A 21,930-nucleotide genomic window follows, 5' to 3' on the forward strand; every position below is an offset into this window, starting at 1 on the left:
CCGGCACTCAGCGGGTGCGGACGCGCAGGCGGACGTCGGTGCCGTCCGGGCCCGTACGCAGTTGGACCAGCGGGCACAGCATGCGGACGCCCCACAGGCCGAAGCCCGCGCGGACCAACGGGTCCGGCGGCAGAAAACCCGGCAGGCCCTCCGGCTGCCAGTGGCCGCCGTCCGTCACGTCGACCACCACGTCGCCGTCGTCCGCCCACGTGCGGCAGGTGACCGGGGGCAGGCCGTGCCGGATCGCGTTGGTGGCGACCTCCGTCGTCGCCACGAGCAGGTCGTGCAGGCGGGCGGAGGAGATACCGTGGCGCTCGGCGTGGTCACCGACGAAGGCGCGCAGGCGCCGCAGGTCGATGTCGTCGACCGGCATCTCCTGCGCGTCCGGGGGGACGGGCGGCAGCGGCCGCCGGTCGATCTCGGCGTAGATCGTGGCGGGATCGGCGTAGGCCTCGTTGGCGTGCGGGCCGGACTCGCCGAGCACCTCCGGGTGGGTGCGCAGCGCGCCGTCGAGCACCGCGGCGGCTGTGGTGCGTGCGTCGTACAGGCACAGCACGGACGCGTCGATCTGCGCGAACGCCTGGTTGACGATCGACTCGTAGCGGACCCACTCGGCGATCTCGGCCGATGAGCCGCCCCCCCAGCCGGGCTCGGCGAGGACGCGGATGCGCCGGCCGGGGTTCTGGTCGATGACGGCGCTGTACGCCGCGATGGTGCGCGTCGGCTGGGAGTACCAGTGCACGGCGTCGCGGAACTCCACGCCCGAGGCGCCGAGGGCCTCGCGCAGAAGGTCGAGGGAGGAGCCGGGCGCGACGGCGAGCACCACCTCGTCGGCGGCCAGCCCGTCGCGGAGAAACGGGGCCGCGGCGTCGAGGAAGGTCCGCTCGTCGGCGTAGACCATGGCGCGGTGAGTGAACTTCGTCATGGCCGCTCACCCGTGCCGATCTTCAGCCAGGGAAGCATCGGTCCGCCCACGAGCCGGACGACCTCGGTGAGGTCGGGCGGCGGCTCGTCGAGGGTCAGGCTGCCGCGGCTGGCCATGCGGATCGCCGCGCCGGCCATCATGTTCAGCGCGCCCAGGTCGATGAAGCGCAGGTCGCGAAGGTTGAGGTGGATGTCGCCGCCCTGGGCCGTCACGGCGTGCAGGGCCTCGGCGAACACCGTGTGCCGCGCGCCGTCGAGCTCACCCTTCAGGCGGAGCCCGCGCGGCGCGAACATGCGGGTGATGGTGAGGACTCCATCGTCGAATTCCGGATCGGCGCCCACGAGAACCTCGTGTGTCTCTTTGAGTGCGGTGAGCTCGTCACGCGTGCAGGAGCGCCGGTCGACCTGGCAGATCGCCATCGCGGTGGTGCTGGGGGCGATGGCCGCGTCGACGCCGGCCTCGCAGTCGAGCACGCGCATGCGGCCGCTGCGCTGCCGGATCGCCCAGGTCATGTCGGCGGTGATGCGGACGCCGCGGAACCGGTCGCGCGCCGCACGGGCCAGCGCGTCTTCGAACGAGGCGGCCATCCGGCCGGGGTCGAGGACCCCGGCCGTCAGGCAGGTCTCCGCGCGGGGGAGGACGGCGAGCTGTCCGGTGCGGACGTAGCCGTCGAGGTCGAGGCCGTCACCGCGGCGCAGGCCGGGAAGCTCGTGCGGGTCGGCGTCGGCCACGTAGATGACCTTGTCCGCCGTCAGGAGCCCGTCGCGCAGGAAGGTGCCGATGACGTGGTCCTGCTCCTCCTGGCTGGAGTAGGAGAACCAGGCGTGATCTCCGGGCAGCAGCTGCCCAACGGATCGTTCGGCGAACCAGGTCTCCATGGGCTCCACCCCGGCGGGCTCCGGTAGTGACCATAGCTTAGAGCCAACGACTCACCGTGACGACTCTTTCACTCGTACTGCTTACGTATGCGGATCGAAGCGCCCGTACCGGCCATGGTGGTACAGGAGCGGCTCGCCCGAATCGCCGAGTTCGGAGCCCACGGCGAGGCCGACGACGAGCCAGTGGTCACCCAGCGCGATGGTGTCGTACGGCTCGCAGACGAGGTGGGCCGTCACTCCGGACAGGATCGGCACGTCGTACGGGCCCGCGCGCCAGCGGGTCGGGGCCGCGAACCGGTCGATGCCACGCACGGCGAACCGCGCCGCGAGCGCGGCCTGGCCGCTCCCGAGCACGTTGACCGCGAAGTACGGCGCCTGGCGCAGGTCCGGCCAGGTGGCCGAGTCGCGGTTCACACAGAACGACACCAGCGGCGGGTCGAGGCTGACCGAGGTCAGCGAGGTGGCCGTCATCCCGACCGGGCCCGGGCCCGTCACCACGACCACCCCCGCGGCGTGCCGGCCCAGCGCCCGGCGGAACCGCGCCGCGTCCACGATCGGGGTCTGACTCAATCGCGAGCCCATACCGCCTCCGGTATCCGCAGCGCGGCCGCCCATTCCGCCAGGATTTCGTCGATGCGTCCCAGGTCCGACTCGACGACCGCGAGGCCGGGAGTCGGCACGGTCGCGCCGAGCTCGACCAGGAGCGGGCGCAGGTGCACCTCGACGGCGAGCGCGTGGCGCGGGGAGCCCATCACGAGCAGCGGAACCGCGGTGACCCCGGCGAGCGAGCGCACCCGGTCGAGGAACGCCTTGAGCAGGCCGGTGTACGTGCCCTTGTACGTCGGGCTCGCCACGACCAGGAGCCCGGCCGAACCGGCGCGCTCGACCGCGTCCTCGACCGCGGCCGAGGGCGCGGGGCCCAGCAGGACCGGGGCGAGCGCGGTCAGGTCGATGACCTCGGGCGTCGTGCCCGGCGCGAGGGCGCGCGCCGCACGTACGGCGACCTCGTGCGTACGCGACGCCGGGCGCGGGTTCCCGACCAGCGCGACGACGCCTCCGCCGTGCCGGGTCGGCGCCGGGGCGCTCACGCGGTCCCGCCTTCCCGGCCGGAGCCGGTACGGCCTGACGCGGCGGGTGTGAGCAGGAACGATCTCACGCGGCCTCCTTCAGCAGGCCGAGGCGGCCCAGCTCCGGCAGCACGCCCTCGCCGAACCAGTACGCCTCCTCCAGGTGCGGGTAGCCGGACAGGATGAACTCCTCCAGCCCGAGCGAGGCGTACTCCGCGATGCGCTCGGCGACCTGGGCGTGGCTGCCGACGAGCGCGGTGCCCGCGCCGCCGCGCACCAGGCCGACGCCGGCCCACAGGTTCGGGTAGATCTCCAGGTCGTGGGCGGACCCGCCGGTCCGATACTCCTCGTGCAGCGCGCGCATCCGCGCCTGGCCGACCGACTCGCTGCGCGCCAGGCCCTCCTGGGCGGCGGCGATCTCGGCCGGGTCGAGCTCGTCCAGCAGCCGCTCCGCGGCCCGCCACGCCTCCTTGGCCGAGTCGCGGGTCACGACGTGCAGCCGGATGCCGAACCTGATCTCACGGCCCTCGCGGGCGGCGAGCTCGCGGATCCACTCGATCTTGCGTTTCACCTGGACGGGCGGCTCGCCCCAGGTCAGGTAGACGTCCACGTGCCGGGCGGCGACCGGCCCGGCCGCCGCCGAGGATCCGCCGAAGTAGAGCCGGGGGAGCGGGTCCGGCGGCGTGGAGACCGTCGCGCCCTCCACGTCGTAGTAGTCGCCGTTGAAGTCGTACGGCCGTCCCCTCCACGCGCCGCGCAGGATGGCCAGGAACTCATCCGTACGGGCGTACCGCTCGTCGTGGGAGAGGTGGTCGCCGAAGCGCGCCTGCTCGGCCGTCTCGCCGCCGGTGACGATGTTGAGCAGCAGCCGCCCGCGCGACAGGCGCTGGTAGGTCGCCGCCATCTGCGCGGCGAGCGTGGGCGACAGCACGCCGGGGCGGAAGGCCACGAGGAACTTCAGGCGTTCGGTCTCGCGGGTGAGCGCGGCGGTGGTGAGCCAGGCGTCCTCGCACTGGGTGCCGGTGGGCGTGAGCACGCCCTCGAAGCCGAGCTGCTCGGCCGAGCGGGCGATCTGCGCGAGGTACTCGATGTCCGGGGGCCGCTGCACCCCGCGCCGCGCGGCGCCGTGCCCCCCGCCGACGAGGTTGCGGCCGTCACCGCCCGTAGGAAGGAACCAGTGAAAAGTCGTCATGACGAGCCTCCGGGAACGATGTCGTTGAAGCGCCGGTCGACGAAGTCGGCGATCTTCAAGCGGCCGGGGATGAGCTTGGCGTCGGCGAAGGCGTCGGCGAGCGGCTGCTCGCCGGCGATCATGGTGTCGTCGACCGGCACGGGCTTGGTGATCCGCCGGTGCGCGGCGACCTTGGCGACCGCCAGGGGCAGGCCGATCTGCGCCGACCACGTCTTGGCCCACTCGTCCGGGTGGGTGGAGGCCCACAGGGTGGCGCGTTCGAGGCGGCTCAGATAGTCGTGGATCGCCGCGACCCTGGCCTTGTCCTTCAGCGCCTTGGCGGCCGCGACGTTGAAGTTGTAGTTGGTGCCGAACCCGTTGCCCCACACCAGGATGCGGGCGCCGGTCTGGGCCTGGGCCTGCGCGGTGTAGGGGTCCCAGATGGACCAGGCGTCGACCTTGCCGCCGCTGAACGCCGAGAGTGCGTCGGCGGGCTGGAGGTACTCCGGCCGGACGTCGCCGAAGGCGATGCCGGCCTTCTTCAGCACGCCGAGCAGGAGCGCGTGCGCGGAGCTGCCCTTGGCCAGCGCGATCTTCTTGCCCCGGAGGTCCGCGATGGTACGGATCGGGGAGTTCTTCGGCACCAGGATCGCCTGCGCCGCGAGGTTCTGGGCGCCCGCCGCGACGATCTTGATCTTGGATCCGGCGGCGGCGGCGAAGATCGGCGGGGTGTTGCCGACGGCGCCGATGTCGATGGCGCCGGCGTTCGCGGCCTCGAGCAGCGGCGGTCCGGACGTGAACTGCGACCAGGCGATCCGGTACTTGACGCCGGTGAGCCCGCCGGCGGCCTGGAGCAGCGCCTGCGACCCCGCCTTCTGGTCGCCGACGTGCAGCGTCACCTTGCTCAGGTCGACCGAGCCGTCCTTGCGGATCGCCGCGTTCTCGGCGCCGTCCGTACCGCCGCAGCCCGCGAGGACGAGGAGCGCGCCGAGCAGGGGAAGCAACCGTCTCATCGGGTCCCCTCCTCGACGCCGAGCTGCCCGAGCAGCCGGGCGCGCAGAGCGGTCAGGTCGGTGATCCGGCGCGGCCGCTCGGCCTCGATCCGTGACTCGTGCGCGATGCGTCCCTCGCCGAGTACGAGGACCCGGTCGGCCAGGAGCAGCGCCTCGTCCACGTCGTGGGTGACGAGCAGCACGCTGGTGTCGCGCGCGTGGCGGTCCCACAGGTCGAGGACGAGCCGGTGCATGGTGATGCGGGTCAGGGCGTCGAGCGCGCTGAACGGCTCGTCGAGCAGCAGCAGGCCGGGTTCGCGTACGAGGGCGCGGGCCAGGGAGGCGCGCTGCGCCTCGCCGCCGGACAGGGTGAGCGGCCAGGCGTCGGCGCGGGCGGTGAGGCCGACCTCGTCCAACGCGTCGCGGGCCCGTGCCCGGCCGCCGGGCGGCAGGCCGAGGGCGACGTTGTCGATCACCCGTTTCCACGGCAGGAGGCGCGGCTCCTGGAAGGCGACCGCCACGGTGCCGTCGACGGTGAGTTCGCCGGTGGTGTCCCGGTCGAGGCCGGCCAGCGCGCGCAGGAGGGTCGACTTGCCCGAGCCGCTGCGGCCGAGCAGCGCGACGAACTCCCCGCGCTCGATGTCCAGGTCGAGCCGGTCGAGGACGGTGCGTCCGCCGAAGGCGCGGCTGAGCCCGCGAACCCGCGCGGTGTGTCCGGGTGCTTCGTGCTCGGTCGCTGCGCGGGTTGGAACTACGCGGGTTGGAAGGCGCGTCGCCATGCCAGTGCCCTTCTCTCGATGAGGCGTACGAGGGCGTCGGTGAGCAGCCCGAGGGCGCTGTAGACGATCAGCCCCACGACGATCACGTCCGTGCGCATGAACTCGCGGGCGTCGTTGATCATGTAGCCGAGGCCTGCGTCGGCGTTGACCTGCTCGGCGACGATCAGCGCGAGCCAGGCGACGCCGAGGCTCTGCCGCAGCCCGACCAGCGTCTGGGGGAGCGCGCCCGGCAGGATCACGTGCCGGATGAGCGCGGTGCGGCCGAGCCGCAGCGTCCGTCCCGCCTCGATGAGCCTGCCGTCGGCGCCCCTGATGCCGGCGTAGGTGTTGAGGTAGAGCGGGAACGCGACGCCGAGCGCGACGAGCGCGACCTTGGGCGTCTCGCCGATCCCGAACCAGAGGATGAACAGCGGGATGAGCCCGTAGAACGGCAGCGCACGCAGCATCTGCATGGGCGGGTCGATGGCGTTCTCGCCGACGCGGCTGAGGCCGGCGGCCAGGGCCAGCGCGACCGCGGCCACCGCCCCGATCACGAAGCCTTCGACGACTCGCTGGAGCGACACCCCGATCGCGTTCGGGAGGGTGCCGTCGGTGGTCAGGTCGACCGCCGTACGGGCGATCTTCACGGGCGCGGCGATGAGGCGTTGGGGCAGCAGGCCGGAGGAACTGGCGGCCTGCCAGAGGAGGAGAAGGACGATCGGGCTGATGAGCCGTTGGAGGCCGGGCGACCGCGGAACGCGGACACGTTCTCGGACGGCCCGCCGGGCCGGCCCGAGGCCGAGGGCAGGTGAGGACATGAGAGACAGAACCCTTTGAGCGTGAGTTGTGCGGAGCGGAAGGCGCTCCGGAAGCCGAGGATCGTTGGCTGCGGGGATCAGGAGGACGGCGCACAGAGTGCGCTGGCCTGCCGCCGGAGATCGACGTGCGGGCGCGTCACGAGGAGCTGACCTGTACTCACGCGCCCATCGTGAGCGAGTCATCCGATAAAGTCAACCGGTAATATAGGGAATATCGCCCGCTCGGTACGATCGACGGCATGGCAGTCGTGGCGGTCGTCACCGGGGCGGCGAGCGGTATCGGACGGGCGACGGCGCTGGCCCTGGGCGCCCGCGGGCTCACCGTGATCTGCGCCGACGTGGATGAGGAGCGCGCCGCCGAGGTGGGCGTTTCGTACCGGGTCGACGTGAGCGACGCGGCGGCGATGGAGCGGTTCGCGGCATGGGTGCGCGAGGAGCACGGCGCGCCGGCCGTCCTCGTCAACAACGCGGGCATCGGTATCGGCGGGTCGTTCTTCGACCACACGGTCGCGGACTGGCGGCGGATCGTCGACGTCAACCTCTTGGGCGTCGTGCACGGCTGCCTGTTCTTCGGCCCGCAACTGCTCGAACGCGGGCGCGGGCACATCGTCAACGCGCCTCCGCGGCGGCGTACACCCCGACGCGGGTCCTGCCGGCGTACGGCGCGACAAAGGCCGGCGTGCTGATGCTCAGCGAGAGCCTGCGGGCCGAGCTGTCCGGCACGGGCGTGGGCGTCAGCGCGGTGTGCCCCGGATTCATCGCGACCGGCATCTACCGCGCGGCCCGGTACGCGGGCGTCGACCCGGCGGAGGGGACGCGCCGGGGAGAGCTGGCCGGGCGCCTCGCGGGCCGCTGGGCGCCGGGCCCGGAGACCGTCGCGAGGGCGATCGTACGGGCCATCGAACGCGACCGTCCGCTGGTGCCGGTCACCGCGGGAGCGTGGGGCGCGTACGCCCTGTCCCGCCTGTCACCCGCGGCGATGCGGCGGCTGGCCCGCCTCGGCGGCGACGATCCCTTCCGCCTGGCGGAGCGCTTCGCCGGGCGGTTCTTCCGGGCGAACCCGTAGACGGCGGGCGCGCCATCGAGTCGCGGTGCGCGCCCGCCGCCATCGCTTCCTCAGGAGGAGGGAACGGTGCCGATCCGGTCCACCCAGCCCTGGCGTTCGAAGGCCAGGTACTCGCCGGCGGCCCCCCGGGCGAGGTCGGGCAGCTGCTCGTAGTCGAGGAGCCGGCCGGTCGCCGGATCCACCACGAGCCGTACGTCCGTTCCCTGGGCGGTGATTCCCACGCCGGACCTGCCCTCACGGTCGCGGATCCGGCCGGTGAGGTGGACGGAGGAGGAGTCCGCGAGGATCCGGTAGAGCGCCGCGCGCGTGCCGGGGGTGGTCGGGGCCATGAACAGGTCCCAGGCGCTGACGAAGACGTACTGGCCGAAGTCGGCGGGGGCCGTGTAGCCGTGCGCGCCGCCCTTGCGGTCCTGCTGCCACAGCCTCCGCAGGTACGCCTCCAGGCCGCTCTTGGTCGCCGGCAGCTTCGGCACGGTCCGCCACTCGATCTCGTGGGAGCCGATCTCGGGGTTCACCAGGTGGGAGCCCTTGTCGTACGTGACCGTGTGCGGCTTGGTGGCCGTCGTGCCGCCGTTGACGTCGAGCGGCGGAGAGCCCGCCGCCTTCCAGGCCGCCTCGTCCTTCTTGGTGGGGAAGGTGACCCGGACGTCCAGCGGCAGGTGCGTACGGAACCGCATGCCGGTCCCGCCCGGCAGGGTGCACCTCCAGTCCTCGGTGCTGCTCGCGGTCCGTGCCTGGAACGTACGGCGGCGCTCCACCTTGGGAGTCGGGACGCCGGGGCCGAGCTTGAAGGGCACCAGGTCCTGCCACATGCGGGTGCGGGAGTACCAGCAGGTCCCGTGGGTGGCGGGCTGCCTGGCGGCCGTCTCCGCGCTGGCCAGCAGGAACGTACGGGCACCGCTGGTTCCGCTCGGTCCGTTGCGGCGACCACCGTGACCGCCGGACAGCGAGCCGGCGACCAGTACCGCCGCCGCCACCACCCCCGCGGTCGCGCCGAGGGCAAGGGCAGGCCACGGTGTCCGGGCCGGACGCGGGCTCGGGGCGGACGTGCCGGCGCGCGCGCGGACCAGCGCCGCGTCGGGACGCCGTTCGTAGGCGGCGTCGGCGAGTTCGTCGACCGTCGCGGGCCGCAGGGCGTTGACCACCCGGTCGAGTTCGTCGTGCTTCACGGCTTCTCCTGAATGACTCGGGAACGCGGAGCGGGTGCCTCCGTGGCGGGGTCGGGGGATGCGTCGAGTGCCCTGGCCAGCCGGCGGCGGCCACGGTGCAGCCGGACGGTGAAGGCGGTGCGTGAGCAGCCGGCGACCTTGGCCGCCTCGGCGGGCTCGAGCCCGTACCAGGCGGTCAGCGTCACCGCCTCGACCTCCTTGGGGGACAGCGCGCGCAGGGCGGCGAGCGCCTGGTCGCGGGCCACGACGTGGTCCGCGGCGTCCCAGGCGTGCCGGTCGGCGTCAGTGGTCAGGCCGGCCAGCCGGTCGACCAGGCCGCGCTCGTGGCCGGTCGCGCCGTGCGACCGGCGGGCGAGGTTCTTCGCCACGCCCAGCAACCACGGCAGGGCACGCTCGGGAACCTCATCGATCTTTCGCCACGCGATCGTGAACACCTCGCCGGTCACGTCTTCGGCGGCCTGGGGCGCGACCCGCAGGACGACGTAGCCGAAGACGTTGCGGTAGTACGTCTCATAGAGGCGGGTGAATCGGGCCTCTCGCTCGTCCACGCCACCTCCTCTCTTCTCGGGGCCATACCTCGAGAAGTCGCGATACGCCCTACCGGATTACGTGAGCGACCGAGGATTCCTCGCGAGTGGACCGTACGGGGGCGTCGCCGCCCGTGTCCGTGCCGGAACTTTCCGCTTCCGGCCAAGCCGTAGGACCTTTCGGATGTATGGGTTAGTTTCGGCTTGCTCAAGGGCTTTACGGCTATTGACCGTGACGCGGTATTCCGCGTTCGGGATAGAGATCAGTCCCTGTCCAGGAGGTCGGATTTGCACCCCCGAAGACTCGCCGTCGTCCTCACGGTCATGATCACAATGGTCCTTACTCTGTCCTCCGTCTCCTCCGCCGACGCCGCCACGAGCACGTCGAAGCTCAGCGTCGGGTTCGGGTGTGCCTCGGCGACGGGCGCCGGGCGACTGCACTGCTTCGGGCGCATCCGGGCGCACCGCGCGAGCAACGGAAGGATCGCGCCGCTGACCGTCACCAGCCCGACCGGGCTGCTCCCGGCCGACCTGCAGTCGGCGTACAAGGTGGCCGGCCTGAGCGGCGCCGGCCGTACGGTCGCGATCGTGGACGCGCAGGACGACCCCAACGCCGAGGCCGACCTCGCCCACTACCGGTCCCAGCTCGGGCTGCCCGCCTGCACGACCGCCAACGGCTGCTTCAAGAAGGTCAACCAGAACGGCCAGGCCTCGCCCCTGCCCGCCGCCGACTACGGCTGGGCGGAGGAGATCAGCCTCGACCTGGACATGGTCTCGGCGATCTGCCCCGGCTGCCACATCCTGCTGGTCGAGGCCGACGAGCCGACCGACGCGTCGCTCGGCGCCGCGGTGGACACCGCCGCCGCCACGAGCGGCGTCGTGGCCATCTCCAACAGCTACGGCGGCGCGGAGGACTCGACGATCCTCGCCGCGGACGCCCACTTCAACCACCCCGGCATCGCGGTCACGGCGAGCTCCGGTGACTCCGGCTACGGCGTCAGCTGGCCCGCCTCGTCGCAGTACGTCACCGCGGTGGGCGGCACGACGCTGAAGAAGGCGAGCAACAGCCGCGGCTGGACCGAGACGGCCTGGTCGGGGGCGGGGTCGGGCTGCTCGGCGTACGAGCCCAAGCCGTCGTGGCAGCACGACACCGCCTGCGCCAAGCGCACGGTCGCCGACGTCTCGGCGGTGGCCGACCCGTCCACCGGCGTGGGCGTCTACGACACCTACAACAGCTGCGGGACCAGCTCCTTCTGCGACCTGCTGATCTCGCTCGGGCTCGCCCAGGGCCTGGACGGCTGGGCCGCCGTCGGCGGCACGAGCGCGTCCTCGCCGATCATCGCGAGCGTGTACGCGCTGGCGGGCAACACCGGCTCGACGACGTACGGGTCGTATCCCTACGCGCACACCTCGTCGCTGTTCGACGTCACCTCCGGCTCGAACGGAAGCTGCGGCGGCACTTACCTGTGCACGGCCGGAACCGGTTACGACGGGCCCACCGGGCTCGGCACGCCCAATGGGACCGGAGGCTTCTGACAGGCGGCTTGACCAGGCCGTACGTGGCTCTCTCCGGAGAGCCGCGTACGGCCGTCGTCTTTCGGTCGGGGAGATGTTGACAGCACTAATCAGTAATTAGTCCCTGTTGTCCTTGGTAAGGATCGTGTAAAGATCGTCGCGTCGTACCCCCCGCTCGCTCTTGAGAAGGAGAGCACATGCGACGACGCATCACCGGGACCGTGCTGGGCGGACTGATCCTCGCCCTGGTCCCCTTCCTCACCGCACCGGCCCAGGCGGCGGTGCCCTACCACCACGCGTGCGCCACCGTGCACAAGGGACGGGCGAGCTGCACGGCGCTCGTCCGCAGCGACATCGCCATGAGCGCCAGGTCGCTGCGGGAGAAGGCCGCGGCCCCGTCCGGGCTCGCCCCGGCCGACCTGCAGGGCGCGTACAAGTTGCCGTCCTCCAGCGCCGGCTCGGGCCAGACGGTCGCGATCGTGGACGCGTACGACGCCCCGACCGCAGAGGCCGACCTCGGCGTCTACCGCAGCCAGTACGGGCTGCCGGCGTGCACGACCGCGAACGGCTGCTTCAAGAAGGTCGACCAGAAGGGCGGCACGTCCTACCCGAAGACGGATGGCGGCTGGGCGCAGGAGATCTCCCTGGACCTGGACATGGTCTCCGCGGTCTGCCCGAACTGCAAGATCGTCCTGGTCGAGGCGGACTCCGCGTCCTTCGCCGACCTCGGCGCGGCGGTGAACACGGCCGCCGGGCTCGCGAACGTCGTCAGCAACAGCTACGGCGGCTCGGACGCCTCCGACGACGACTACGGCTCGTACTACAACCACCCCGGCGTCGCGATGACGGTCAGCTCCGGTGACTCGGGCTACGGCGTGGAGTACCCGGCCTCCTCGCAGTACGTCACGGCGGTCGGCGGCACCTCGCTGAAGAAGGCGAGCAACAGCCGCGGCTGGGACGAGACCGTCTGGGACGGCGCGGGCAGCGGCTGCTCGGACCAGAACCCGGCGCTGTCGGGCCAGGCGGACGCCGACACCGGCTGCTCCGGGCGCGCCGTCGCCGACGTCTCCGCCGTGGCCGACCCGGCCACCGGCGTCGCCGTCTACGACAGCACCGCCTACCAGGGCCAGAGCGGCTGGATGGTCTTCGGCGGCACCAGCGTCGCCGCGCCGATCATCGGCGGCGTGTACGGTCTCGCCGGCAACGCCTCCGACGTCGACAACAACACGCCGTACGCCCACAAGGACGCCCTGTTCGACGTGACGTCCGGGTCCAACGGCTCCTGCTCGACCGCGCAGCTCTGCACGGCGCGGGCCGGCTGGGACGGCCCGACCGGCCTCGGCACGCCGAACGGCACCGGAGCCTTCTGAGACGGGCACGCGGTAACGGGCCCGGCGTCACAGCGCCGGGCCCGTTTCAACCGTTCTTCGGCGGAAACGGCAGGCCGGCCTCGACGTGGGCGAGCGCGCGGTCGATCGTGGCGCCGAGATCCATGTCCGGATCCCGCGGCCAGCGGAGCATGATGTCGATGAACACGCCCAGCACCGCGCCGCTGAACGTACGGACCGCCGGGTCGTCCACCGGGAGCTCCTCCCGCGCGGCCACCATCTCGGTCAGCATCCGCAGAGAGTCGGTGAGGTTGCGGAGGCCGGCGCCCCAGAGCGCCGGTACGGAGATCGTGAGCATCATGCGTTCGCGGTGGAAGGCGAGCTCGGTGGCCGGCATGTCGTCCAACGTCATCCGCATGGCGTTCCGCAGCACCTGGATCGGGCTCAGCCCGGCGGGCTGGGCGGCGAAGGCGGCGATCAGCACCGGGTCGTAGTCGTCGGTGATGACCAGGTCTTCCTTGGTCGGGAAGTAGCGGAAGACCGTGCTGGGGGAGACCTCGGCCGCCTCGGCGATCTGCTCCACGGTGGTGGCGTCATAGCCCTGCGCGAGGAACAGGCGCAGGGCGTGCTCCTGGATCGTGGCCCGGGTCCGTGCCTTCTTGCGTTCCCGTAGCCCCGTGGACTCAGACGGCTGCCTCATGGTCCGATTGTGGCCGTTCGGAGCCGGCCGGCCCAACCCGACCGGCACGCCGGGACGGCAGGAGCAGGGCGCCCAGCGCGCAGAGCAGGCCGAGGACGGCGGAGACGACGAGCAACAGGTCCATGCCGTGGGTGTACGCCGCGCGTACCTGCCCGGCGAGCGCCTCCCGCCCGGTGCGGTGCGCCACCTCCAGGCCGCCGTAGACGCCCTCGCGTACGGCCCGCGCCGCGGGCGGGGCGAGCCCGGTGAGGTCCAGGCGCCCGCGGTAACCGGCGTTGAGGACCGAACCCAGGATCGCCGCGCCGAGGCTGCCGCCGACCATGCGCACGGCCTGGATGAGCGCCGACCCCACACCGCTCCGCTCCTCGTCCAGCGTGCCGATGGCGGCGTCCATGGCGACCGGCATCACGAAGCCGAGCCCGAGCCCCGCGACGGTCGTCCAGGCGGCGGCCAGGCCGAATCCGCTGTCCGCGGCCGTCGTGGCTCCGCCGAACATGGCGCCGGCCAGCAGCGCGAACCCGAGGCAGACCGCGCCCCGCGCGCCCGCCCGCGCCGCGAACCGGTCGGCCACCACCGCGCTCGCCAGCATCCCGCCGATCAGCGGGAGGAGCCGTACGCCGCCGCCCATCGCGTCGGTGCCGAGGACCGCCTGGAAGTACTGCGGCACCGCGAACAGGACCCCGAACATGACGAAGTTCACCGCCGTGCTGAGCAGCGTGCCCACCGTGAACCCCGTCTCGCGGAACAGGCGGAGGTCGACCAGCGGTTCGCCGGTCCGGCGCTCGCACAGCACGAAGACGGCGATCAGCACGACGCCTCCGGCGAGCGGCGCGACGGACGTCACGTCGCCCCAGCCGTACTGCCCGGCCTGGATCACGCCGTACGTGAGAGCGGCGAGGGCGGCGCTGGAGGTCGCGATGCCGGGCAGGTCGAGCCGCCGCGCCCGCGCCGCACGCGACTCGGGCAGCCACGCGAGGACGGCGGCCACCGCCAGCACGACGACGGGCACGTTGATGAGGAAGACCGCCCCCCACCAGAAGTGGCCGAGCAGCCAGCCGCCGAGGATCGGCCCGACCGGATAGCCGACCATGGCCGCCGCCATGACCATGGCGATCGCCCGCCGCCGCTCGCGAGCGTCGAACAGCGTCGGCACGACACCGAGCACCATCGGCAGGATCACCGCGCCGCCGAGCCCCAGCACGGCCCGCGCGGCGATGAACGCTCCGGCCGACGGGGCGTACGCCGCCGCCAGGGAACTGACGCCGAACACGACCAGCGCGGCGACCAGCATCTTCTTGCGGCCGAACCGGTCGCCGAGCATGCCTCCGGGGATCATCGCGGCGGCGAACACCAGGGTGTACGCGGCGACGAACCACTGGAGCTCGGAGGTGGAGGCATCGAGTCCGGTCGCGAGCGCGGGCAGCGCCAGGCTGAGGATCGTCACGTCGAACCCGACCGCCAGCACCGCGAGCACCATCGCCCCGACCGCCCACCAACGCCGCATCCCTGAGGCCATCGTGACACCTCGCCATCTTTTGAGAGTCGACTACTAAAATATAGGCTACTCCCAAATGAGGTCCGGACGAGGCGAAGTCAGCGCCGTGGGCTTTCCTGGTCGTCTCGCCCGACACCGGGCGCAGACGTAACGGGGCGAACGCTGCGACTCCGCCGTACAGCGTCGTGCCGCATTCCACGATCGGTGCCGGGTGGACGAGTCGTGCACGGCTAGTGTCGGAGCGATGGCGTGGATTCCGCGAAGTGCAATGCCGAAGAGTGGAAATGCCCCGGATATCTCCTGGCGTTCCGGTCACCGGCATGCCGTCCGCCATCGCGGTCACCGTGTCTTCCGATGCCGGCCGTCGCCGCCCCGCCGCTTCTCGCGTCCGTACGGCCTTAACGGCCTGCGTGCCGGCTCTGGTCGTCGCGGGCTGCGGTGGCACGACCGGGCCTGCGTGTCCGGTGATCGTGCCGCGAAGCGGCGTCCAGGTCGACGTCTCCGCGTACGTGGCCGCTCATCCCCGGGCGCAGCGCTGGTGTGTGAATCGCGTCTGCGCGCCGACGCGGCCTGCGGCGTCGCGTCTGGTTCCATCGCACGACGGCTCCGGCGCGTCGCCGTGACGGTCACCGTGACCGGGCCGGGCGGCGTGACGTCGCTCTCGGTGTTCCGTACGGTCGCCCTTCGCCATCCGCATATCGGCGGCCCGCACTGTGAAGGCAACGCGCTGGTCGGCAGGCTGTCCGTGGCGGCGGACGGATCGGTCGCGACCTCCTGACGTATCCCCGGCGCCCGGCATCGGCCCCGATCGAGCCGGGGCGAAGACGTGACGCCGACGCCGACGAGCATCGCGACCTCCCCGCGCCGCAGCCCCGGCGTGCGGCGGCGAGGTGCCCGGCGGCGGGCCGGTCCTCTGCGGGCTCGATGAGCCTCGAGGAAGCCGGCCGGCGCGGCCCGGCGCGGTCGGATGGCGGCGTCGGGCGTCACGGCCGACCCCTCATCCTGATTCCCCGCCTGCGACGGTACGGAGAGGGTCTGACATTTTCCGGTCAGCCGCCCACGAGGGCCTCCGCGCGGTCCTGGAGGTAACGCTTCTCCGGCGCGCTCTCCGCGTACCGCGCCGCCGTACGGTAGCTCTCGCGGGCCTCGTCCGGCCGTCCGGCCCGTTCCAGCAGGTGGCCGCGTACGGCGTGGAGGCGGTGGTGCCGGGCCATCCGCTCGTCCGCCTCCAGCGGGTCCACGATCTTCAACCCGGCCTCCGGCCCGTCCACCATCGCGACGGCGACGGCCCGGTTCAGCGTCACCATCGGCCCCGGTGCGATGCCCTCCAGCAGGCGGAACAGCGCGACGATCTGCGGCCAGTCCGTCTCCTCTGCGCTCGGGGCCTCGTCGTGCACCGCGGCGATCGCCGCCTGGATCTGGTACGGCCCGAGCCGGTCGCCGCCCGACAGCGCCGCGGTGACGATCGCGACGCCCTCCTCGATGAGCGCGCGGTCCCACCGGCCGCGGTCCTGCTCGGCCAGCGGGATCAGCGAACCGTCCTCGCGGGTACGCGCGTCGCGGCGCGCCTCGGTGAGCAGGATCAGCGCCAGCAGCCCCGCCACCTCGCCGTGGTCCGGCAGCAGCCGGTGCAGCAGGCGGGTCAGGCGCAGGGCGTCGCCGGTGAGGTCGTGCCGTTGCAACACCGGCCCGGCGGTCGTGGTGTGCCCCTCGGTGAGCATGAGGTAGAGCGCGTGCAGCACCGCCCGCAGCCGCTCCTCGCGCTCGTCCGGCGGCGGCAGGGAGAAGGTCGCCCCGGCCTTGCGGATGGTCTGCTTGGCGCGGCTGATGCGCTGCGCCATCGTCGCCTCGGGTACGAGGAACGCCCGGGCGATCTCGGCCGTGGTCAGACCGCCGACCGCGCGCAGGGTGAGCGCGATCTGCGAGGGCGGGGAGAGCGCCGGATGGCAGCACAGGAACAGCAGCGTGAGCGAGTCGTCCCGGCCCTCTGGCGGCTCGTCGGCGGGCGGGGCGACGCGCATCGACGGCGGCGTGGTGAACAGGTCGGCGTCCTCCCGCCGGCGCCGGGCGCTGTCGCTGCGCACCCAGTCGACGAGCCGCCGCGTGGCGACGGTGACCAGCCAGCCGTACGGATTGTCCGGAACACCGTCCTGCGGCCACTGGGTGGCGGCGGCGAGCAGCGCCTCCTGCACGGCGTCCTCACAGGGATCCAGCGCCCCGTGCCGCCGCATGAGCGCCCCGAGCACCTGCGGCGCGAGGCGACGCAGCAGGCCCTCCAGAGACTCCCCACTCACCGCCCCGCCCTACCTGAGATCGCGCTCACCGGCGCTCCCTTCCGACGGCTTGGGTCGTCCGGCCGGATGACCTGGGCGGTTTCGTATACGTCGGACGATAGCCTGGCCAGAGGACAGGATCGGTCCGCCGGCCGGGGGCGGGTAGGTTCCGTCGGGGCGCGTGGTCGGTGCCGGAGTCGCCTGCGCGGCGTACGTCTTCTCCGCGTCTTCTGCGTCGCCGAGCGGGTCCGGCGCCATGGGGGACAGGAGGCGCCGTGCAGACATTCCTGCCGTATGCCGGCTTCGCCGCCAGCGCTCGGGTGCTCGACCAGCGGCGGCTGGGCAAGCAGCGGGTCGAGGCGTTGCAGGTGCTGCGCGGTCTGACCGTGCCGGGCTACGGCTGGCGGCATCATCCGGCGGTGCGGATGTGGGCGGGTTGTGAAGAGGCGCTGACCCGCTACGGCCTGGAGATCTGCCGCCAGTGGTGCCGCGCGGGCCGGCGTGACACGTGTGCCGCCGCGCTGGTGGCGGAGCTGCGCGCGACGTTCGATCTCGAGGCGCCCCGGAGCCAGGCCGCGCTCGGCCGGGCCGGCGCTCTGCCCCGCTGGCTGGGCGATCCGGAGTTCCATCGCAGCCACCAGTCGGCCCTGGTGCGCAAGGACCCGGCCTACTACGGCCCTCTCTTTCCCGGGGTCCCCGCCGACCTGCCCTACGTGTGGCCCGGCCCGGCCGGCGCGTCGTCCTGACCAGGCGGGTCGGCGGTCAGCCGGCCAGGCCGTCCTCGCAGAGCCCGAGCGCGGCGCAGGCGGCGTCGACGGTGGCCTTGCGCAGTGGTCCGGTCGGCACGTGCGGGAACTGGATCGTGCAGTCCTGGAGCCCGCCCAGGGCCAGCGCGGCCCGGGTCGCCTGGTCGAGCGTGGGCTCGGGGCCGAACAGCAGGGTCGCGAGCCGTTCGCGCCAGGTCAGCACCGTCTCGATCAGGCCGAGCTCGGTCAGCGTGGTCAGCTCCGTCAGGACGAACACGATGCCGTCGCGGTGCCGGTGGTGGAAGTCGAAGTAGCCCTCGAGCAGAGCCCGGGGCTCCACCTCGTCCAGCGCCTCCTGCTGCGAGACGAACGCCTCGCCGTCGTCGATCAGCGGTTGCACGATGCTGCGCACCAGGTCCTCGCGTGAGGCGAAGTGGTAGTACAGCGCCGGTTTGGTGATGCCGAGCCGGTTCGCGATCTCCTGCAGGCTGGTCTTCTGCACGCCCTTCTCGGCGAACAGCTCCCGCGCGACCATCTGGATGCGCTGCTTGGTGTCGGACGGCTTGGACACGGATCTCACCCTAGCTGACTTAACGATAGGTAAGCTACGATGCCGCTACTTACCTATCGTTAAGTAAGGAGCCTCATGCGCATCCTCGTCTCCGGCGCCAGCATCACCGGGCCGGTGCTGGCCTACTGGCTGACCAGGTACGGCTTCACCGTCACGGTGGTCGAGCGCGCGCCCCGCCTGCGCAAGGCGGGCGGCCACGCCGTCGACCTGTTCAGACCCGCCATGGACATCTCCGAGAAGATGGGCGTGATATCCCGCATCGAGAAGATGAAGACCGGCACGGACCGGATGACCGTCCACCGGCCGGGCGTCCGGCGGCCGGTGACCGTGGACCTCACCAAGGTGTTCCACGCCACCTCCGACCGGCACGTCGAGATCATGCGGGACGACCTGAGCGAGATCTACTACGACGCCACCCGCGACGACGCCGAGTACGTCTTCGGCGACTCCATCACCTCCATCTCGGCCGACGGCGAGGTGACCTTCGAGAACGGCGCGCCGCGGCGCTTCGACCTGGTGATCGGCGCGGACGGGCTCCATTCCAACGTGCGGCGCCTGGTCTTCGGCGAGGAGTCCCGGTTCAGCAGGTTCATCGGTGCCTACCTGGCCGTGATGTCGGCGCCCAACGACCGGGACCTCGACGGAGAGTCGATCGTGCACATCGACGTCGGCCGGATGGCCGGCATGTACGGCGCGCGGCAGCTGGACGACGCGCGGGTGAGCTTCCTGTTCCGGAGCGTCCGCGAACTGGACTACCACCATCGCGACGTACGGCGGCAGAAGGAGATCCTGCGCGAGGCGTTCGCCGGGATGCACGCCGACGTGGACGGCTGGCTCGCCCTGCTCGACGACACACCGGCGTTCTACTTCGACTCGATCACCCAGCTCCGCATGGACACCTGGTCGCGGGGGCGGGTGACGCTCGCGGGCGACGCCGGCTACTGCCCGGGGCCCGCCGTCGGCGGCAGCACGAGCCTGGCCGTCCTCGGCGCGTACGTGCTCGCGGGCGAACTGGCCGAGGCGCGAGGTGACCACGAACGCGCCTTCCCCGCGTACGAGCGCGCGATCATGGATCTCGTCCAGGGCAGCCGCAGGTTCGCCCTGACCGCGGCCAAGAGCCTCATCCCGGGCTCCCGCGCCGGCCTCTGGGCCCTGACGCAGGGCGTACGGCTGGTATCCGCCCTGCCCGCCGGAGTCAGCCGCGCGGCGGCGCACCTCAACTCCAAGGGCGTGCGCCTGCACGACTCGATGACCGTCAAGGACTACGCGGCCACGAAAGGCATCTGACCCCCGTCATCCGGGATCGGTGGAGGCGCGGATGACCAGTTCCGGGGTGAGGCGTTTGGAGGGGGCGGGTTGGCCGGCGAGTACTTGGAGGAGGAGTTCGAGGGAGTGGGCGCCCATGGTGTGCATGGGGGAGCGGACGCTGGTGAGGGGGATGGGGAGTTGGGCGGCGAGTGGGGTGTCGTTGTAGCCGGCGATGGCGATGTCGTGGCCGGGGCGCAGGTTCTGGTCGCGGAGGGCGCCGAGTGCGCCGATGGCGGCGAAGTCGTTGACGGCGAAGATCGCGGTGGGGCGGGTGTGGGTGTGGAGGAGGTGGTCGGTGGCGGTGCGTCCGCCGGTGGCGTCGAAGTGGGAGTGGATGATGTGTGAGGGGGGGACGTTGATGCCGGCTTGGTGGTAGCGGTCGCAGAAGCCGGTGGTGCGGTCGATGCCGGTGCTGGCGAAGGGTTCGCCGGCGATGACGGCGACTCGGGTGTGGCCGAGTTGGAGGAAGTGTTCGGCGACCAGTCGGCCGCCTTGGTAGTCGTCGCAGGTGATGGCGGGGTGGTCGCCGGCGTGGCGGTTGACCAGGACGAAGGGGATTTGCTGGGCGGCGAGTTCGTCGAGGAAGGCGGCGTCGGTGTGGGCGTCGCCGAAGATGAGTCCGTCGACGCGGCGGGACAGTGCCAGTTCGGTGCGTTCGCGTTGTTTGGTGGGCTGGTCGTGGCTGTTCATCACGAAGGTGGTCTTGCCGTGGCGGGCGGCGGCGTCCTCGATGCCTTCGTAGACGGTGGCCAGGACGAAGTCGGTGAGGTGGGGGACCAGTACGCCGATCTGGTCGCTGCGGCGGGTGCGCAGGCTGGTGGCGTGGGGGTTGGGGCGGTAGTTCAGCCGGGCGGCCCACTGGCGGATGTGTTCGGCGGTCTGCCGGGACGCGGCCCGCTGGGCCTGTTCGGGTGATCCGTTGAGTACCCGGGACACCGTCGAGACATCGACCCCGGCCGACTGCGCGATCGCACGCAGCGTCGCATGCCGTTGCCCGGTTCGAGCCACCCTGGTCCCGCCTCTCGTGGTGCCGCGCCGGCAGCGATCTTTTCATCCCGGCCCTTGACAGTTCAGCGACCTGCGCCTTTCATACTACCCAAACGTTTGCGCCAAACGTTTGGGTAGCGACTCTCCTGCGCCCAAACGTTTGGGTGAAAGGAGGTGAAGCGGTGCGATGCCGCCAGAACGCCCCCGGCGCCGGACGCAGCGCGCCTCCGGTCCGGTGCCACGTGCGGTGGGCCCGGTGAGCCGGTTGCCGTCTCCGGCCGGAGCGGGCTACTTCGCCCGGCACACCGTGACCGCGCTGGCCGCCGAACTGCGCGCCGGCCGCGTGTCCCCGCAGGACCTCACGGAACAGGCGCTCGCCGAGGCCGCCCGCCTCGAACCGGAGCTCAACGCGTTCGTCACCCTCGACGAGGCCGGGGCGCGGGCGGCCGCCCGCCGCGCCGCCGAGGAGCTGGCGGCGGGCGTGGACCGCGGCCCGCTGCACGGAATTCCGGTGGCGGTCAAGGACGTGGTCGACACCGCCGGGCTGCGCACCACGATGGGCTCACGGCACTTCGCCGACCGGGTGCCGGACCGGGACGCGACCTGCGTACGGCGGCTGCGTACGGCGGGCGCGGTCATCATCGGCAAGACCGCGACGCACGAGTTCGCGTACGGGCCCACGGGCGACCGCGCGGCGAACGGAGCGACGCGCAACCCGTACCGGCCCGACCGCATGACGGGCGGGTCGAGCAGCGGGTCGGCGGCCGTGGTGGCCGCCGGCGTCGTCCCGGTGAGCGTCGGGACGGACACCGGTGGATCGGTGCGCATCCCGGCGGCCCTGTGCGGTGTCGTCGGGCTGAAACCCTCCCACGGCGGCGTGCCGCTCGACGGCGTGTACCCGGTGGCGCCGTCACTGGACACGGTGGGGCCGCTGGCGCGTACCGCCGCGGACTGCCGCCTGCTCTGGCACGTGCTCTCCGGCCGTACGGCGACCGAGCCCGGCGGTGCGCGGCGGGTCGGCTGGATACCGCCGGACGTGATCCACCACGCCTGGCCCCAGGTGGCCGACACGGCCCTGCGGTTCCTGGCCGGCGGCGGATTCGCGGTGGAGGAGGTGACCGTTCCCGGCGTCGCCGCGCTGGCGCGGGCGTACCACACGATTCAGAGCAGCGAGGTCTACGCCGTGCACGCCGACCGGATGGCCACCGCCGCCGATCTGTACGACGAGGAGGTCGCCGAACGGCTCCGCGGGGCCGCCCGCGTGCGCGGCTGGGAGTATGTACGGGCACGCGACCTGCGCGAACGCTCCCGCGACGCGATCACCGCGCTGCTGCGCGACCATGACCTGCTGGCCCTGCCCACCGCGCCGATCACCGCACCGCCGCTGGGCGCCCGGCGAGCGGACGGCGTCCCCGACGTCCGTACGGCCCTGCTGGCGCTGACCAGCCCCTGGAGCGTGCTCGGGCTGCCCGCCGTCAGCGTGCCCGCCGGGCTGGTCGACGGGCTGCCCGTCGGCCTGCAACTGGTCGGGCCGGCCGGAGGCGAGGACCTGCTGCTGGCCGTGGCGCAGGAGCTGTACGACGCGACCCCCGAGACCGACCTTTCCGTACCGTCCCCGCACTGAAGGGAACCCGCC

At 72.3% G+C, this 21,930-nt stretch carries 24 protein-coding genes; 8 read left to right on the forward strand and 16 right to left on the reverse strand.

All coding sequences use genetic code 11. The annotated features are described in order from the left end of the window. Positions 1 to 7: 7 nt before the first annotated feature. The 9 genes from OG417_RS10180 to OG417_RS54255 form a co-directional block, all read right to left on the reverse strand. The gene (locus OG417_RS10180) at positions 8 to 925 is read right to left on the reverse strand and encodes a sensor histidine kinase (RefSeq protein ID WP_329253144.1); all 918 of its coding nucleotides are present in this window, start codon (positions 923 to 925) and stop codon (positions 8 to 10) included. After that, positions 922 to 1,803: an MEDS domain-containing protein gene (locus OG417_RS10185; RefSeq protein WP_329253147.1), complete on the reverse strand. Its 882-nt coding sequence runs from the start codon at positions 1,801 to 1,803 to the stop codon at positions 922 to 924. Before OG417_RS10185 ends, OG417_RS10180 begins: the two co-directional genes overlap by 4 nt. Positions 1,804 to 1,884: 81 nt before the next feature. Further along, a complete protein-coding gene (locus OG417_RS10190) occupies positions 1,885 to 2,373 on the reverse strand; it encodes a flavin reductase family protein (RefSeq protein WP_329253150.1) in 489 nt (162 codons plus the stop codon). Then, positions 2,370 to 2,891, reverse strand: a complete 522-nt coding sequence (locus OG417_RS10195; protein WP_329253154.1) for an NADPH-dependent FMN reductase — start codon at positions 2,889 to 2,891, stop codon at positions 2,370 to 2,372. Before OG417_RS10195 ends, OG417_RS10190 begins: the two co-directional genes overlap by 4 nt. 64 nt (positions 2,892 to 2,955) lie before the next feature. Next, a complete protein-coding gene (locus OG417_RS10200; RefSeq protein WP_329253157.1) occupies positions 2,956 to 4,062 on the reverse strand; it encodes an LLM class flavin-dependent oxidoreductase in 1,107 nt (368 codons plus the stop codon). Continuing rightward, a complete protein-coding gene (locus tag OG417_RS10205) occupies positions 4,059 to 5,054 on the reverse strand; it encodes an ABC transporter substrate-binding protein (protein ID WP_329253160.1) in 996 nt (331 codons plus the stop codon). The genes OG417_RS10200 and OG417_RS10205 overlap by 4 nt, the downstream gene beginning before the upstream one ends. Then, positions 5,051 to 5,812 carry an ABC transporter ATP-binding protein gene (locus OG417_RS10210; protein ID WP_329253163.1) on the reverse strand — a complete coding sequence of 254 codons (762 nt, stop codon included), beginning with the start codon at positions 5,810 to 5,812 and terminating at the stop codon, positions 5,051 to 5,053. The genes OG417_RS10205 and OG417_RS10210 overlap by 4 nt, the downstream gene beginning before the upstream one ends. After that, positions 5,785 to 6,609, reverse strand: coding sequence for an ABC transporter permease (locus OG417_RS10215; RefSeq protein WP_329253166.1), 825 nt, complete (start codon positions 6,607 to 6,609; stop codon positions 5,785 to 5,787). The genes OG417_RS10210 and OG417_RS10215 overlap by 28 nt, the downstream gene beginning before the upstream one ends. A 77-nt stretch (positions 6,610 to 6,686) precedes the next feature. Beyond that, positions 6,687 to 6,770 carry a putative leader peptide gene (locus OG417_RS54255; protein ID WP_425551000.1) on the reverse strand — a complete coding sequence of 28 codons (84 nt, stop codon included), beginning with the start codon at positions 6,768 to 6,770 and terminating at the stop codon, positions 6,687 to 6,689. Between the two features lie 78 nt (positions 6,771 to 6,848). On the opposite strand from OG417_RS54255, the gene OG417_RS10220 reads away from it, so the two are divergent. Continuing rightward, positions 6,849 to 7,295 carry an SDR family NAD(P)-dependent oxidoreductase gene (locus OG417_RS10220; RefSeq protein ID WP_329253168.1) on the forward strand — a complete coding sequence of 149 codons (447 nt, stop codon included), beginning with the start codon at positions 6,849 to 6,851 and terminating at the stop codon, positions 7,293 to 7,295. Continuing rightward, the gene (locus OG417_RS10225; RefSeq protein WP_329262225.1) at positions 7,259 to 7,675 is read left to right on the forward strand and encodes an SDR family NAD(P)-dependent oxidoreductase; all 417 of its coding nucleotides are present in this window, start codon (positions 7,259 to 7,261) and stop codon (positions 7,673 to 7,675) included. The genes OG417_RS10220 and OG417_RS10225 overlap by 37 nt, the downstream gene beginning before the upstream one ends. Positions 7,676 to 7,725: 50 nt before the next feature. Here the strand turns inward: OG417_RS10225 and OG417_RS10230 are convergent, their stop codons facing one another. Continuing rightward, a complete protein-coding gene (locus tag OG417_RS10230; RefSeq protein WP_329253171.1) occupies positions 7,726 to 8,844 on the reverse strand; it encodes a CU044_5270 family protein in 1,119 nt (372 codons plus the stop codon). Continuing rightward, on the reverse strand, positions 8,841 to 9,392 hold the full coding sequence (locus OG417_RS10235; RefSeq protein WP_329253174.1) for an RNA polymerase sigma factor: 552 nt from the start codon (positions 9,390 to 9,392) through the stop codon (positions 8,841 to 8,843). Before OG417_RS10235 ends, OG417_RS10230 begins: the two co-directional genes overlap by 4 nt. Before the next feature lie 267 nt (positions 9,393 to 9,659). Here OG417_RS10235 and OG417_RS10240 point away from each other — a divergent pair, with 267 nt between their 5' ends. Then, on the forward strand, positions 9,660 to 10,907 hold the full coding sequence (locus tag OG417_RS10240; RefSeq protein WP_329253177.1) for a S53 family peptidase: 1,248 nt from the start codon (positions 9,660 to 9,662) through the stop codon (positions 10,905 to 10,907). 176 nt (positions 10,908 to 11,083) lie between these two features. After that, a complete protein-coding gene (locus tag OG417_RS10245) occupies positions 11,084 to 12,256 on the forward strand; it encodes a S53 family peptidase (RefSeq protein ID WP_329253180.1) in 1,173 nt (390 codons plus the stop codon). Between the two features lie 46 nt (positions 12,257 to 12,302). Here the strand turns inward: OG417_RS10245 and OG417_RS10250 are convergent, their stop codons facing one another. Together OG417_RS10250 and OG417_RS10255 are read right to left on the reverse strand one after the other, a co-directional pair. Continuing rightward, the gene (locus OG417_RS10250) at positions 12,303 to 12,914 is read right to left on the reverse strand and encodes a TetR/AcrR family transcriptional regulator (RefSeq protein ID WP_329253183.1); all 612 of its coding nucleotides are present in this window, start codon (positions 12,912 to 12,914) and stop codon (positions 12,303 to 12,305) included. Further along, positions 12,898 to 14,430: an MFS transporter gene (locus OG417_RS10255; protein WP_329253186.1), complete on the reverse strand. Its 1,533-nt coding sequence runs from the start codon at positions 14,428 to 14,430 to the stop codon at positions 12,898 to 12,900. Before OG417_RS10255 ends, OG417_RS10250 begins: the two co-directional genes overlap by 17 nt. A gap of 517 nt (positions 14,431 to 14,947) precedes the next feature. On the opposite strand from OG417_RS10255, the gene OG417_RS10260 reads away from it, so the two are divergent. Further along, a complete protein-coding gene (locus tag OG417_RS10260; RefSeq protein WP_329253189.1) occupies positions 14,948 to 15,187 on the forward strand; it encodes a hypothetical protein in 240 nt (79 codons plus the stop codon). A 271-nt stretch (positions 15,188 to 15,458) separates the two neighbouring features. Here OG417_RS10260 and OG417_RS10265 read toward each other — a convergent pair whose 3' ends face one another. Next, the gene (locus tag OG417_RS10265; RefSeq protein ID WP_329253191.1) at positions 15,459 to 16,703 is read right to left on the reverse strand and encodes an RNA polymerase sigma factor; all 1,245 of its coding nucleotides are present in this window, start codon (positions 16,701 to 16,703) and stop codon (positions 15,459 to 15,461) included. A gap of 254 nt (positions 16,704 to 16,957) precedes the next feature. On the opposite strand from OG417_RS10265, the gene OG417_RS10270 reads away from it, so the two are divergent. Continuing rightward, positions 16,958 to 17,428 (forward strand): MSMEG_6728 family protein, encoded by a 471-nt coding sequence (locus tag OG417_RS10270; RefSeq protein WP_329253193.1) that lies wholly within the window; start codon positions 16,958 to 16,960, stop codon positions 17,426 to 17,428. Between the two features lie 16 nt (positions 17,429 to 17,444). Here the strand turns inward: OG417_RS10270 and OG417_RS10275 are convergent, their stop codons facing one another. After that, positions 17,445 to 17,999 (reverse strand): TetR/AcrR family transcriptional regulator, encoded by a 555-nt coding sequence (locus OG417_RS10275; RefSeq protein ID WP_329253196.1) that lies wholly within the window; start codon positions 17,997 to 17,999, stop codon positions 17,445 to 17,447. A 75-nt stretch (positions 18,000 to 18,074) separates the two neighbouring features. Here OG417_RS10275 and OG417_RS10280 point away from each other — a divergent pair, with 75 nt between their 5' ends. Continuing rightward, positions 18,075 to 19,286 (forward strand): FAD-dependent monooxygenase, encoded by a 1,212-nt coding sequence (locus OG417_RS10280; protein WP_329253199.1) that lies wholly within the window; start codon positions 18,075 to 18,077, stop codon positions 19,284 to 19,286. 6 nt (positions 19,287 to 19,292) lie between these two features. Here OG417_RS10280 and OG417_RS10285 read toward each other — a convergent pair whose 3' ends face one another. Beyond that, positions 19,293 to 20,315, reverse strand: coding sequence for a LacI family DNA-binding transcriptional regulator (locus OG417_RS10285; RefSeq protein ID WP_329253202.1), 1,023 nt, complete (start codon positions 20,313 to 20,315; stop codon positions 19,293 to 19,295). 166 nt (positions 20,316 to 20,481) lie between these two features. Here OG417_RS10285 and OG417_RS10290 point away from each other — a divergent pair, with 166 nt between their 5' ends. Continuing rightward, a complete protein-coding gene (locus OG417_RS10290; RefSeq protein WP_329253205.1) occupies positions 20,482 to 21,918 on the forward strand; it encodes an amidase in 1,437 nt (478 codons plus the stop codon). Positions 21,919 to 21,930: the final 12 nt, after the last annotated feature.

Source organism: Actinoallomurus sp. NBC_01490, from assembly GCF_036227085.1.
Taxonomy (GTDB): domain Bacteria; phylum Actinomycetota; class Actinomycetes; order Streptosporangiales; family Streptosporangiaceae; genus Actinoallomurus; species Actinoallomurus oryzae.

Excerpts from the sequence above, each read along its gene's own strand:
- OG417_RS10205 (WP_329253160.1), bottom strand. The coding sequence starts at position 5,054 with ATGAGACGGTTGCTTCCCCTGCTCGGCGCGCTCCTCGTCCTCGCGGGC.
- OG417_RS10210 (WP_329253163.1), bottom strand. The coding sequence starts at position 5,812 with ATGGCGACGCGCCTTCCAACCCGCGTAGTTCCAACCCGCGCAGCGACC.
- OG417_RS10255 (WP_329253186.1), bottom strand. The coding sequence starts at position 14,430 with ATGGCCTCAGGGATGCGGCGTTGGTGGGCGGTCGGGGCGATGGTGCTC.
- OG417_RS10185 (WP_329253147.1), bottom strand. The coding sequence starts at position 1,803 with ATGGAGACCTGGTTCGCCGAACGATCCGTTGGGCAGCTGCTGCCCGGA.
- OG417_RS10220 (WP_329253168.1), top strand. The coding sequence starts at position 6,849 with ATGGCAGTCGTGGCGGTCGTCACCGGGGCGGCGAGCGGTATCGGACGG.
- OG417_RS10280 (WP_329253199.1), top strand. The coding sequence starts at position 18,075 with ATGCGCATCCTCGTCTCCGGCGCCAGCATCACCGGGCCGGTGCTGGCC.
- OG417_RS10215 (WP_329253166.1), bottom strand. The coding sequence starts at position 6,609 with ATGTCCTCACCTGCCCTCGGCCTCGGGCCGGCCCGGCGGGCCGTCCGA.
- OG417_RS10245 (WP_329253180.1), top strand. The coding sequence starts at position 11,084 with ATGCGACGACGCATCACCGGGACCGTGCTGGGCGGACTGATCCTCGCC.
- OG417_RS10250 (WP_329253183.1), bottom strand. The coding sequence starts at position 12,914 with ATGAGGCAGCCGTCTGAGTCCACGGGGCTACGGGAACGCAAGAAGGCA.
- OG417_RS10200 (WP_329253157.1), bottom strand. The coding sequence starts at position 4,062 with ATGACGACTTTTCACTGGTTCCTTCCTACGGGCGGTGACGGCCGCAAC.
- OG417_RS10290 (WP_329253205.1), top strand. The coding sequence starts at position 20,482 with ATGCCGCCAGAACGCCCCCGGCGCCGGACGCAGCGCGCCTCCGGTCCG.
- OG417_RS10180 (WP_329253144.1), bottom strand. The coding sequence starts at position 925 with ATGACGAAGTTCACTCACCGCGCCATGGTCTACGCCGACGAGCGGACC.